The 11,827-nt window shown below is 37.0% G+C and carries 13 protein-coding genes; 5 read left to right on the top strand and 8 right to left on the bottom strand.

Going from position 1 to position 11,827, the window contains the following annotated elements; all coding sequences use genetic code 11:
• The first annotated feature begins 56 nt into the window (after nt 1-56).
• The gene (locus KSK55_RS01675) at nt 57-194 is read left to right on the top strand and encodes a hypothetical protein (protein WP_218607925.1); all 138 of its coding nucleotides are present in this window, start codon (nt 57-59) and stop codon (nt 192-194) included.
• Between the two features lie 762 nt (nt 195-956).
• On the top strand, nt 957-1,424 hold the full coding sequence (locus tag KSK55_RS01670; protein WP_218607924.1) for a hypothetical protein: 468 nt from the start codon (nt 957-959) through the stop codon (nt 1,422-1,424).
• A gap of 4 nt (nt 1,425-1,428) precedes the next feature.
• Here the strand turns inward: KSK55_RS01670 and KSK55_RS01665 are convergent, their stop codons facing one another.
• The 3 genes from KSK55_RS01665 to tnpC form a co-directional block, all read right to left on the bottom strand.
• Nucleotides 1,429-3,534 carry a DUF262 domain-containing protein gene (locus KSK55_RS01665; protein WP_218607923.1) on the bottom strand — a complete coding sequence of 702 codons (2,106 nt, stop codon included), beginning with the start codon at nt 3,532-3,534 and terminating at the stop codon, nt 1,429-1,431.
• 293 nt (nt 3,535-3,827) lie between these two features.
• A complete protein-coding gene (locus tag KSK55_RS01660; protein WP_218607922.1) occupies nt 3,828-4,508 on the bottom strand; it encodes a hypothetical protein in 681 nt (226 codons plus the stop codon).
• 188 nt (nt 4,509-4,696) lie between these two features.
• Nucleotides 4,697-6,175 (bottom strand): IS66 family transposase, encoded by a 1,479-nt coding sequence (gene tnpC / locus KSK55_RS01655; protein ID WP_218607127.1) that lies wholly within the window; start codon nt 6,173-6,175, stop codon nt 4,697-4,699.
• A 315-nt stretch (nt 6,176-6,490) separates the two neighbouring features.
• Between tnpC and KSK55_RS01650 the strand changes: the two genes are divergently transcribed.
• Complete coding sequence (locus KSK55_RS01650) at nt 6,491-6,958, top strand: nitrophenyl compound nitroreductase subunit ArsF family protein (protein WP_214418631.1); 468 nt, start codon at nt 6,491-6,493, stop codon at nt 6,956-6,958.
• A gap of 26 nt (nt 6,959-6,984) precedes the next feature.
• On the top strand, nt 6,985-8,187 hold the full coding sequence (locus KSK55_RS01645) for a cytochrome c biogenesis CcdA family protein (RefSeq protein WP_218607921.1): 1,203 nt from the start codon (nt 6,985-6,987) through the stop codon (nt 8,185-8,187).
• A gap of 11 nt (nt 8,188-8,198) precedes the next feature.
• On the opposite strand, the gene KSK55_RS01640 is transcribed toward KSK55_RS01645, so the two are convergent.
• The gene (locus tag KSK55_RS01640) at nt 8,199-8,582 is read right to left on the bottom strand and encodes an ArsR/SmtB family transcription factor (RefSeq protein WP_218607920.1); all 384 of its coding nucleotides are present in this window, start codon (nt 8,580-8,582) and stop codon (nt 8,199-8,201) included.
• Nucleotides 8,583-8,700: 118 nt separating this feature from the next.
• Here KSK55_RS01640 and KSK55_RS01635 point away from each other — a divergent pair, with 118 nt between their 5' ends.
• Nucleotides 8,701-9,171: a putative zinc-binding protein gene (locus KSK55_RS01635; RefSeq protein WP_218607919.1), complete on the top strand. Its 471-nt coding sequence runs from the start codon at nt 8,701-8,703 to the stop codon at nt 9,169-9,171.
• 23 nt (nt 9,172-9,194) lie between these two features.
• Here KSK55_RS01635 and KSK55_RS01630 read toward each other — a convergent pair whose 3' ends face one another.
• The 4 genes from KSK55_RS01630 to KSK55_RS01615 form a co-directional block, all read right to left on the bottom strand.
• Complete coding sequence (locus KSK55_RS01630; protein ID WP_218607918.1) at nt 9,195-10,007, bottom strand: methyltransferase domain-containing protein; 813 nt, start codon at nt 10,005-10,007, stop codon at nt 9,195-9,197.
• Between the two features lie 93 nt (nt 10,008-10,100).
• Entirely contained in the window at nt 10,101-10,481 is a 381-nt protein-coding gene (locus KSK55_RS01625) for a putative zinc-binding protein (protein ID WP_218607917.1), read from the bottom strand.
• Between the two features lie 21 nt (nt 10,482-10,502).
• Entirely contained in the window at nt 10,503-10,682 is a 180-nt protein-coding gene (locus KSK55_RS01620) for a hypothetical protein (RefSeq protein ID WP_218607916.1), read from the bottom strand.
• 175 nt (nt 10,683-10,857) lie between these two features.
• Entirely contained in the window at nt 10,858-11,784 is a 927-nt protein-coding gene (locus tag KSK55_RS01615; protein WP_218607915.1) for a permease, read from the bottom strand.
• Nucleotides 11,785-11,827 lie beyond the last annotated feature (43 nt).

Below are 11,827 nucleotides of genomic sequence, written 5' to 3'. Positions count from 1 at the left end.
AATCAGAAATTTAAAGCAAGAGTGATGAAGACGGTTTCAAAAAAGTGAGGTATAATATGGGTAAATTTGGAGGCAATTTAGCTAGGAGTTCAAGTGAATATAAAGCAGCAGCAGATAATCATGCAAATCAACTTAATCATGAACATCCTGAATATGAACATTCTAGAGAAGCTGGATCAGGAAACAAAGAATAAGACTTGAATATTAGATGAATGGATTATTTTTTTTCTACCCTATATAATATTATCTTTTCTCCATTCATCGAAGGCACCCCCCGATTCATCCCATTCAAACTCCCTAGCAGATCAAAAGTCTTCGTACAATTTTGGAAATCGCCTCCCCACCTTTCTAGGTAAAATCTCGGTTCTCTCCCTTACCCGTGCTTATAAGGATCTCGATGTGATGTACAAACAAACCGAATTCCTTCCGGTGGCAAAAAAAGAACCAACAATCCCGTATTTCGGCTGCCAAAAACCCGTACAACCATCCTATAGTCCAACCCCCTCTCCAACACCTCTCGTTCTCCTCCCTTCAACCCCCCGATCATCTCAATAAATCTACCACGTAATTCCCAAACTCAGTTAAACACCCGTCATTTCCCCCCCTTCCCGCATTCCTCTCCCTACAATTTCACGAACTTCCCGGTCCTCTCCCTTCACCTAGTTCTTACGATTTCCGATGTAATGTAAAAACAAACCGAACAACGTCCGGTGGTAAAAATACTGCATCTTATCCTCCATTTCTAATGGTTTCGAGGGTAGATCAACTATTTAAAGCTAAATATAAGTGATATTCAATTTTTAATGAATAAAATATGAATAGAAAAAGTGAATTCGAAATTTACCATTTATTAATTTAAATGGCGAAATATTCAAGAAGATTATCTATTTTTTGTCGAATGTTATTTTTCATAGTCTTAATTAACAATGGTGATTAAATTTAATTAAGCGATTAAAATGAATTACAAAATAAAAGATGAAATAACATGTCCAAACTGTGGAAAATCAAAAACCTTTTATGATGAAGATTGTTTAAACAATTATTATATCTGCCCCAATTGTGATAACGAAATCGAAAATTCCAAACAGCGTTCGAACACAAAAACCTTTGCTGAAAATGTTGGTGTGTTAAGAGGAACAAACTATATTATTGATGATGGTAAGATTTGGATTGATTCAAATCAATTGGAAAGTAAAATTAACTATTCACCGATACAATTAGAATTTTTAATAAAGTCTGATGTTATCGCATTTAAACATATTAAATATAGTATAGATTGGATTGAATTCAATAAATATCGGCAAATCAGCGTGAAAAAGATGTCATCTATCATTCATAAATCTGAAGATACTATTCGAAAATATATCCGAGATGGAAGAATTAAAGCTGAAAAAGTGAAAGGAAAGTGGATAATAAATCCGTAAAAGTTTAAAATACGAAAACATTTCCCTCCTTATCCTTTAATTCACCTTTCCAATCAGACGGTTCCCAACCAATTTCTTTTACGAATATTTTACACTGCTGATAAACTGCTTTTTGACCGGATAATGGTGCATAATAAATTGAGGTTTCCCCTACTTGCTCTTCTTTTTTCAGTTTATGTGACTCAAATGACAAAAAATCAGGATATTGGGTTACCAACTCTCTAAATTTATCTCCAGATTCTTTATACATGATATACAAAGTAGCTGCGTACAAACCTTTCCAAGATTTGAAATTATATTCTCTAGAATTTATTGCATATTTCCTCTTTTTAATCGTAATTGAGACTAATTGGTCTCCCTCTTGAGGAATTCTTAGCGGCGCAATTATCGGAGTTCCGCCTGGCCAAATAAGGATACAGTAATCTGATAACTGACAAGACCGTTTTTTAATGTCAGAATCTACCCAAGTTTTTACTTGATTAAAATAGGAATTTAAATTATACCCATCACACTTTGTTAAATCTACCATTTTTTGAGAAAAAATCTTTTGACCTAATTTTGAGTTAAAAGAATTGCTAGTTAATGTGAGATTCCCTAGTGTGTTGCAAGAATGAAAATGAGATTCTTTATAATATTCGCCAATATTCGATTTAAGATATGGTTCCCAATCAGTATTTTCGATTTTTTGAGGCATAATATGTTCAACTGAAATTTTACTTTCATCTGGATTAAAAGTAAACCACGAAGCCTTTTGCGAAATATGTTCTTCTATTGAACATAACATTAATTTTGCAAGATTCTTACTTCCTCGAGAATATATTGGAACAATTGGTATCTTTACTCGGAGAGCTTCATCACCCGGTAAAACATTCATGAACTTTTTCTCAATTTTGTCAAAATTTTCTGTGGATATCGGAGTATCAATTAATTTACATAATTCAGAAAAAAATGATGTGTAATTTGGCATATTCTCATCACAAAAATATCCTCGAATATAAAATGATTCTATCAGATGAAGAACATGTTCAAATTTATTATCAATTGATTTTGGTTGGTTTTTTGAATACTGACTTAATAGATTTAATAAAAATGGAAGATATTGATCCCCAGATAAGTATCTGAACTTTTTAAGCCTTAATGCAACTTTGTTTGTAAATCTTGAAGCATCATATATGTTTAAAATATCATCATAAATTTCTGCAGACTTTTTCAATTCAGATAAAAATGAACGAATATAATCCTCTCTCTCATTAATAGGAATAGGATTTATTTTTTCTGTAATGTATGAAAAAATATTCTGAATATCTTTTTCACCATTCTTCATCAGGAAATATCTTGCAAAATCTGGAAATTTTTTAAGATCGTTGCTAAATAGATATTCAATAGGTTTCCAAAATTGATGATACATCGGAATCATATTATTCTCATCGATAAAGGTCAAAATATGGATTCTAAAATGATCGATATCTTCGAGAGAAGTCCCGGTAGAATTCATTGTCCTAAAAATAGTAGGAGCATCATCTGAATTTTCAATGGTGAGCCATACTACCTGAAACCGTGTAAGTATTGAATTTATGAATTTATAAGGATCAAGAGAATCGTCTAATTTATTAGAAAATTTATTATAACAATCGATTACGTTGCTATTGGTTTCGGTTGGAATTGGTAATTCTGATATAATATCTGATAAATATTTTTCATCTTGAAGAGCCAATTCCAGTCGTTTTTTGTGTTGTACACAATCAATGCCCTCACAATTAATCTTTAACAGTTGATTTACTTTTGAAAAAATATTCTCATCATTATGAAAAAAATCTCTAATCGCTGCTAATAACAAAATTATAGTCGTTATTCGTTGTTGACCATCAATAATATCATGTTTATGAGAACCTTCTGAACTTTTAATTAGTTTTAATGCGATAGTCCCAAAAAAGCATTTTGGATATTTATTTGATGTTCCACTAATTTCATATTCATATTGTTGAATTATTGAATACCACAATGCCTCCCATTCTTTACTTTTCCATTCATATCTTCGTTGAAATATTGGTAATGAGAAATAGTTATCTGAAGCGAATAATTTTTCGAGTGGTACGACCCCGGCATGCATGCAATTCTACATTTATCTATTGCATAAATAAACTATTTGAATTGTTTTTGATTACCGCCCCTCGTATCTTTAATTGTTGGAGAGTTTTTCACATATATCAATTACAATTTAAGTTACTAATAGAATTAGTACCACTCTTCACTTAAAATTGAGGGTAATTTCTCTTGGAAATGATATTGAAAAATTAGAGACGACAGACACTAGAGTTTAAGCTTTAAAACTTTAATATAAAAATTAAAAAAATTTCTCCATCTTTATCTGATATTTAGCAATTTAAATAATTATGATTATTATTAATAAAAACATTCAATGAATTTATAAAATGCTGACAACTCGTTATCATCTTCAATGTTTTTAGTAAAATGTTCTGGAATGTGATTAGGAAGATTATACTCTTTTAGTAACTGTTTGAGGTATTCAAAAATCTCAATCCAAATTTGTTTTATTTCATTTTCATCCTCGATTATATCTGGTATAAATTCATGCAATTGAAAAGTTATTGAGGTAAAATATGGAAAATTAATACTTAAATCATTGAATAATGTTTCAAATGTTATTTTTTTTGCAATTTCTTTATCAATTTTTGCTATTAATAAAATTGCTTCTATTTTCAACCCATCATCAATTGGAAATCCATATCCTCCCCATTCACAGTAATGGATAGCGTTTAATGCGGTATCTCTTGCTCCTTCATAATCTTCAAGATCAAATAATCTTTTTGCAATAAGAATGCTCAAATCTGAATTATTATTTATTAAATTTAACAAATTATAAATTTCCTCTCTTGAATATGAATAAATTATTTTTTCTGCTATGGGTTTCCATATTGATTTATATTTTAATTCACCAATTTTTTCGATAAATAATACTGGTTCAATCGGGGTCTGTAATAATTCTAATGGGATTTTCTCATCAAGAAAAGAAGATGATTTATTTTCTAATTTTACCAATTCTTGCAATTTATTCTCATTCAATTTGAAAATTTTAGGATCTATCGATAATTTGTTTAACATTTCTGCAATCGCAAGTTTCCAATGGATTTTTCTAGAAAAGTCAGAATAATCATCAACAAATTCTAAAATATACCTAATGTACTTTTGATATGACGTTGGATTTTCTTTGATGCATCTAACTATAAAATTTTTGTAACTATTCAGTCGGCTTAGGCTAATGCAAGATTTTGAGAGAGTAACGACTCTCCACTAATATCTTTGGTTCTATTTGGTGACCATGGAAAATTATGAAATGCTGAAACAATTCCTTCAATAACATTAATTCCATTTTTTCTTATAGTTGAGATGTAACTTCTGATCAGAGCAATCGCACTGGCTGTATCGAAGCTTCTAAATCCACCTGATATTTTCATTTTTACCTTCATCATACGAATATCTCTCTCGGCCTGATTATTGTCGAATGGAACGAGAGGATCATTTATAAATCTCAACACACTCTCTCTCCACTCTTTTAGCCTTTCGAGTAAGTTTCGTACAAATCCCTTTTTCTTCCTGCCCCTTTTTACTTCATCTACAACCGGTGGAGGATTTTCATCCAGTCCTATCTGTATCAATTCATCGTATGACTCCATCAGACTGGTACGAATGATTGGAGGAATAGGAACCCCAACTCCATGAAATATCTCTTTGTTTTCTTTTGCCCCTAATAATAACTCAATAAGATCATAAGGCCATTTTTGAGAGGTTTCTTCTTCAACCCGGATGAGTTCTCGGATAATATGAGCACAACAAAAACTGTGTTCGCAGGAATAGGAAAGATAAGGACCCCAGAAATCATGAACACTAATCCCATGAAATTCAGGAAGGATTCCAATATTATCCATTCCTTCTTTACCTCTTTTTCTCTGAAGGGAATAATGAGTTAGGTTAGGAGTACAGGTCACATGAAGCCAATGAAGTTTTCCTTCTACTCTGACTCCAGTTTCATCATTATGGATTACGGGCTCATTTTGAAGAACGTTTACAATATCATCCTTAAATGATTGTAATTTCTTCGCTAGATTGTGAGTTAAATTTACGATTGTTCCAGGACTAACAGAAAAACCGAAAAGAACTGAGCAGATTTCAGTTACTCGTTCATAAGGGATTAATTGATGATGAGAAAAATAGGTCAGATAAGATTTGACTCTGGATCCATATTGAACTGGATGTGTAACATCTTCGGGAAAATCCCCTGATGTTTTTAAACCACAATGAGGACAGCAGATAGTGAAAGACTGATGTTCTGTTATCTCGATTGTGGGAGGAGGGGGAAGATCAAAAACCTGTCTTTTTTCAATGCCGAGTATTTTTCCAGAAACAAGGCTATGTCCACATTTGGAGCATTCATGAGGTTTATGATATTCGATATGATCTGGATGAGGACTCTGCCTTAAGGTTGTCCCTTTATGGCCGGGTTGACCTCCCGGATATTTCTTTCGAGAATCTGATTTATTTCGATTCTTTTTAGCATACCCATCAGAAGATGGTGGTTTTCCGCTATTTCGACTATTGAGGTTTAGCCTGGATTCGAGTTCTTTGACTCTGGATTCTAATTGATCAATTCTTTCATGTAGGTGAACAATATATGCAATTACTTCAGGAGGACATTCAAGTATTTTGGCTTTGAGTTCTTCTGGAAAGTCCATTTGATAATTTAACGTTAATAGTCATTATAAAAAGATCTTTCGGTAAAAATGAATTTTTAGAAGAAGAGGACTAATATTAGAGTAGGTTTTCAGATGGACGGGATAAGGGCGCTGAGACCGGCTGAATAGTTACAAAAAAATCTAATTTTTTCCGAAAAGTATATATGTATTTCAAATTATATTGAATCTAAGGCAGATGAGAATAAATCTGAAAATTAATGCTCTTTCATTTAAACATACTCTCTCATCGTTACATTCATTTCAAAATTCTCATCTGACGATATCTTTTTCTGGTTTTAATTTAGGAGGAATTTCATGAGTTTATCAATAAAAAACCAAGGTCTTATTCTGAAAACAGTTATTGCAGCCACAATCATTCTCATAACAGCATGTGGAATCTGCTATGCTGAGGAATCAAACGGAACAGAGTCCTCAACCGTAGAGAAAATTGAAGTCTATCATTTCCACCCTACAAATGGATGTTATACCTGTACAAATATGGGAAATAACGCTGAAGACGCTGTAAAGACATACTTCCCGGATGAACTGGAAAGCAAAAAAATCGTCTTTGGTCATATAAATTTTCAGGACCCGGCAAATGCTGAACTGGTAAAGCAGTACGAGGTAACGGGATCTTCATTGATGATTGGTGTCTATGATAAAGACGGTTTTCATAAAGAAGAGAATATTAAGGTCTGGTACCTGGCTGGCAAAAAAGATGAATCCATGACATATTTAAAAGAACTTATCGAAAAGCGCTTTGCCGGTGACTTTTCTGAATAAATAATTTTCCAGAATTGTGTTCTGTTATGTTTTCACACAACTACTCCCGGATCACACTGATATCTGTCCTTATCTTTTCCCTTCTTTCACTCATTGTTGTTTCCCCCTCTCTTGGAGCAATGTATGCAGTGAATGGAAGTGAAATCAGTCCTGACAGTTTATCTGACCTGATCCGATCAGATCCCACGTTACTATCCGGCAACCTTCCCCCAGGCCAGGTAATATTTTTCTTTAACACTCATTGCGGAGCATGTCATGATGCTATGGCATTTCTTGATGGATTTGCCCCAAATCATACTGAAATGACACTCCTCAGGTATGATCTTTTTAATAGTACTGAAAACCGGACCATTTTTGAAAGTTACAAGAAGAAATACAACCGGAATTTTCTTTCGGTCCCTTCTCTCATTATCGGAAATATTTCTGTTGAGGGAGTTCAGGACATCAGTAATCACCTGGAAGAACTGTTAGTTCTTCAGAAACAGCAGAGTGGATCCTCTAATCTCTTTTCCAATATCTTTACATCCCCGTCTCTGACTCCGGATTCACCATCCGATGAGATCCCATTGTTGCTTATCATCGGAGCCGGGCTTCTTGACGGGATTAATCCCTGTGCATTTGCGGTCCTGGTATTCCTGCTCGTTTACCTGATGGCACAAAAAAGCAGGAAAATGATGCTGACTGCCGGCCTTGTCTACACTGGAGCAGTCTTTATTTTCTATTACCTTTCAGGACTTGGTATCTTTACGATTATCCAGACTACAGGCGCTACAACCATCTTTTCATTCGTTGCCGGATGTATTGCCCTCATTGCCGGTCTGATAATGGTTAAGGACGCTCTCTTTCCAAAAGAGAAGCCGACACTCGGGATTCCTGCATCCCAGTCAGGTCTTATTAACCGGGTGATGAAACAGGCAACCATTCCGGCAGCATTTATTCTAGGTATTCTTGTCGGGATGTTTGAACTTCCCTGTACCGGAGGGATTTACCTCTCTATCATATCGATGATCTCAATGAAATCGAATATGACCCAGGCACTTGGGTACCTGTTTGTCTACAATATTGCATTCGTCCTTCCCCTGCTCATAATTCTGATACTTGTCACCTTTGGACTTCCACCAGAACGGGTGAATGAGTGGCGACTCGAACAGAGGAGATTACTCCGGGGAATTATCGGTCTGGTCCTCATTGGCTTTGCGGTCTTCATCCTGTATGAAGTCCTTGGATAATTTTTTTGATGTTATCTGAAGGAATATCCGGTTTCTTCTCTCCACTTTTTTGCCATCATCTTAAGAACGGTATGATCCATCGTTTCACTAAGCCGGTAAATCTTATGGTTTGACCGGTAATACGTCTCGATAATCCCACTGTCCCGGAGTATTTTTAGATGGTTTGAGATAGGGCTGTGAGTTTTTTCCAGGTTCCAGATCAACTCGCAGACACAATGATCACGGAGACAAAGCATAAGAAGGATCTTTAACCGTATTGGGTGACTCATGAGATGACAGAGCTTCATGAGGGTATCGGTAGCCGGATGGATAAGTGCCTCTGATTCATGGCGCAGCTCTTCTTCCCAGTCCTCACGTAAGGCACAATCAGATGGACAACACCGAGTAGATGACATATTCCTCTTCTCAATATTCTTGTGTTCAGTATGAAATAATATCGATACGATCTCAGTAAAACCTGAAATACTCCTTTTCCTTTTTCATACTACTTAAAACAACTTTAATCTGGTTCAGATGACTGAATATGAATTGGTAAAAATTTCAAAGGTTACGGGAGTCTGTGGTCTTTGTGAAGAGTATGCAGAAAAGAATTCCACCAGTCCAGCAAAGGTCGCCGTCATGTCATGCGAAGGAGCATGTGCACGGGGCGAGGTTGCCAGACGAGCGGCAAATATCCTGGCTCAGATCATTGCTCCGGAACAGACCGTCCGTATCTGTCTTGGTGGAGCCTTCACAAAGGATACCGGCCAGAGAAATCTCGTTCGGAGAGCAGGGAAAGTGATTGCTATAGAGGGATGTTTTATCGCATGTGCTTCACGGATGATGGAGGGAGTCCTTGATGATCTCAATCCAACCGTGGTTCTTGCAGATACGATATATCCTGAATCACTGCCTTTTGGGATGAATGAAGTATCAGATGAACTATTTACAACATATGCAAAGCAGGTAGCCGAAGATGTTCAAAAGAATCATCTCCGGGCCTGAAATTTTTTTGAGAAACTGAAAAATTAGTGTTTTACTCCCGTCACCAGGTAAAAGACAAGAGAGGAAAAGAACGAATGAGAATTTTCTGCATCATATAAATCAGATAACAGGGCTTCGCTCTCCTCCGGGGTTATTATTTCAGATTTCGTCACCAGTGAGATGGTATTCTCAAGATCAAATACTTTATTTGCAATATTGAGATCAGTGATGGTAAGGACGATCGGTTTCATCTCTATATGATGAAGATCTGCATTCACACATGCAGAGTATAATGATTTACCTACCCACCCCGAGGGTATGTGTCCACACCAGAAATCTATGATTTTTCGGGTTACTTTCCGGTCACCAGGCCAGATACCATAGGTATCCCAGTCTGGTTCAAACATTACTACCGTACCTGATTTTCGAAGGACCCGGGTCATCTCCCTGATTGCATCAGATGGGTTTTTGGTATGTTGTAATACCCGATCAGTCCTGACTCCATCGAACATGCCATCTGAAAACGGAAGATGCATGGCATCACTCATCACAAAGTGAGGAGATGCAGAACCTGAATATTGACCTGATTTCGCGGAAATGAGCATGGTTTTACTTACATCGATACCAACTACCCGGCCTTCAGGTCCGGAAAGTCCTGCCATTACCCATGCATCAACACCGTTTCCACATCCGACTTCAAGAATTGAGGCTCCAGGGCACACGTTTAATTCCTGATAACTCTGTTTTTTGCATTCCTGGAAAAAGGGTAGCGAATGAATGAGATTAAGGTACTGAACAAAGGATTTGCTATCTGTTGTAGTATCTACGCGAGCAAATCCTGACGAAAATGACTCCATAATATATCACGACAATGAATGAGGTTTTACATTGGATAGGAGAAAAGATGATAGTATGCATTCCCCGTATTCAGAAAATACAATGATGAACAATCAGGAAGTTATCTTCTCTGCAAACCGGGATATCTGATCAAAGGAAACTTCCCCATGAGGATCACGATTGATACCCAGATCTGTTGCAATTACCGTCTTTGAGTAGCAAACTCCGGATTTTTCAAGCACTTCACAGGCACAACAATCTTCGCTACCAACAATTGCCCAGACCGGTCGGTTAGTACCAGGGTTATGAACTGACTTTCCTTTCTCTGCTTTCATCCAGGTGTACATACCAGGAAACCGACGAATTAGGTGCATGGCTGCCTGAGTAGTCAATTGCCCGACATTACAAAACCCGGAGCAGGTTGCCAGAACAACCGGGCCGGATGAGGAGGAATGATGATGGGATGACATCATCGCTCCTGGTCCTTCATCCACCGGCAGTACCGGGAATTTCCGTTAGATTCCTTCCTCTTCCAGTCCCGACACATCGTCCGGAAACAAGTCTCTTTCTCCTGATTCTCCATTGTTTTTCTCCACTGTTGCATGTTGCAAAATCCCATCCGGGGCATACAACACATCATGATGATGCATAGGATTCCAACAATCAGAAATACTCCAATAGGGAGAAAAAACCATAGTAATGCTACCATACAATGATATCAACAGATAACTGGTTATAAGGCAAAGTCGGATCTCAGTTTTTTGTGAAATGGTTAGATCCAGGTTCCCCAGAGTTTGTTATAAAAGACCGTACCCGGAGAGAAGAAAGGATGGATGTCCTTTCAGAAAATAAATTGTTGACTTTTATCGATCAGGTGATAATCCCAACATTCGCAAGGAACTGAAATAAGAAACCGGCAAGGATTGCGACCCCGAGCACGGTAAAAACAAACGCTGCAACCAGCCTCTTTTCAAAGATAGAAGCAAGAAGCGTTACTTCGGGTATACTTGCCCCGGCGCCACCGATAATGAGAGCCATGACCGCACCGATTCCCATCCCTTTATCAAGGAGAACTGCGCTTATCGGAATTATTGTTTCCGCTCTGATATACATCGGTACTCCGATGACCGCCGCAACTGGAATTGCGAGTGGATTGTCAGGTCCGGCAACAGCTACAATCAGATCTTCCGGAATAAAACCGTAGATGAATGCTCCTATTGCTACACCAAGGATTAAGTAGGGTATGACCTGTCTGAATAGTGAAAAGGCAAAAGTGAGTGCCCGGGAAAACCTGGTTTTGTGAATTGAATTATTGGTATCTTCGCATTCACAACAACATCCCTTCTCCAATGTTACCGCTTTCACATATCTGCCATATCCGGCACGTTCAAGCAAAATACCCGATAATACGGCGATAGAAAATGTGATTGCTGCATAAATCAATGTCGGGACAACTCCAAACAGTGCCAGAAGTAGGAAAAAGATAACCGGGTTTAAGAGCGGTGATGCTATCAGAAACGAGTACGCAATGCCAAACGGGACACCTACATCAAGCAGTCCGACCAGGATCGGGATGGTTGAACAGGAACAAAAGGGAGTAAGAGCACCAAAAAAGGCTCCGAAAATATTTCCCATTCCCCGGTGTTTACTTGTGAGAACCGTTCTGATTTTTTCTTCCGGAACATACTCACGGATGAGACCTACGAGAAAACTGATTCCGATGAACAGAATGACCAGTTCTACGGTAATGATAACAAAAAACTGACCGGCAGTGACGAGATCATTAATGGCAGTCATATTCATCACCACTTGTCAAACGCGTATTCAATTTTCGATTCAA

The sequence above is a fragment of the Methanospirillum hungatei genome (assembly GCF_019263745.1).
In the GTDB taxonomy this organism is placed as follows: Archaea; Halobacteriota; Methanomicrobia; order Methanomicrobiales; family Methanospirillaceae; genus Methanospirillum; species Methanospirillum purgamenti.
This window is presented reverse-complemented; position numbering and strand designations above follow the sequence as displayed.

Bases quoted from the DNA above. Each gene is read 5' to 3' on its own strand.
- KSK55_RS01620 (WP_218607916.1), bottom strand. From the start codon at position 10,682: ATGGTTTTTTCTCCCTATTGGAGTATTTCTGATTGTTGGAATCCTATG.
- KSK55_RS01640 (WP_218607920.1), bottom strand. From the start codon at position 8,582: ATGTCATCTACTCGGTGTTGTCCATCTGATTGTGCCTTACGTGAGGAC.
- KSK55_RS01665 (WP_218607923.1), bottom strand. From the start codon at position 3,534: ATGCATGCCGGGGTCGTACCACTCGAAAAATTATTCGCTTCAGATAAC.
- tnpC (WP_218607127.1), bottom strand. From the start codon at position 6,175: ATGGACTTTCCAGAAGAACTCAAAGCCAAAATACTTGAATGTCCTCCT.
- KSK55_RS01630 (WP_218607918.1), bottom strand. From the start codon at position 10,007: ATGGAGTCATTTTCGTCAGGATTTGCTCGCGTAGATACTACAACAGAT.
- KSK55_RS01645 (WP_218607921.1), top strand. From the start codon at position 6,985: ATGTTTTCACACAACTACTCCCGGATCACACTGATATCTGTCCTTATC.
- KSK55_RS01635 (WP_218607919.1), top strand. From the start codon at position 8,701: ATGACTGAATATGAATTGGTAAAAATTTCAAAGGTTACGGGAGTCTGT.
- KSK55_RS01675 (WP_218607925.1), top strand. From the start codon at position 57: ATGGGTAAATTTGGAGGCAATTTAGCTAGGAGTTCAAGTGAATATAAA.
- KSK55_RS01615 (WP_218607915.1), bottom strand. From the start codon at position 11,784: ATGACTGCCATTAATGATCTCGTCACTGCCGGTCAGTTTTTTGTTATC.
- KSK55_RS01650 (WP_214418631.1), top strand. From the start codon at position 6,491: ATGAGTTTATCAATAAAAAACCAAGGTCTTATTCTGAAAACAGTTATT.
- KSK55_RS01670 (WP_218607924.1), top strand. From the start codon at position 957: ATGAATTACAAAATAAAAGATGAAATAACATGTCCAAACTGTGGAAAA.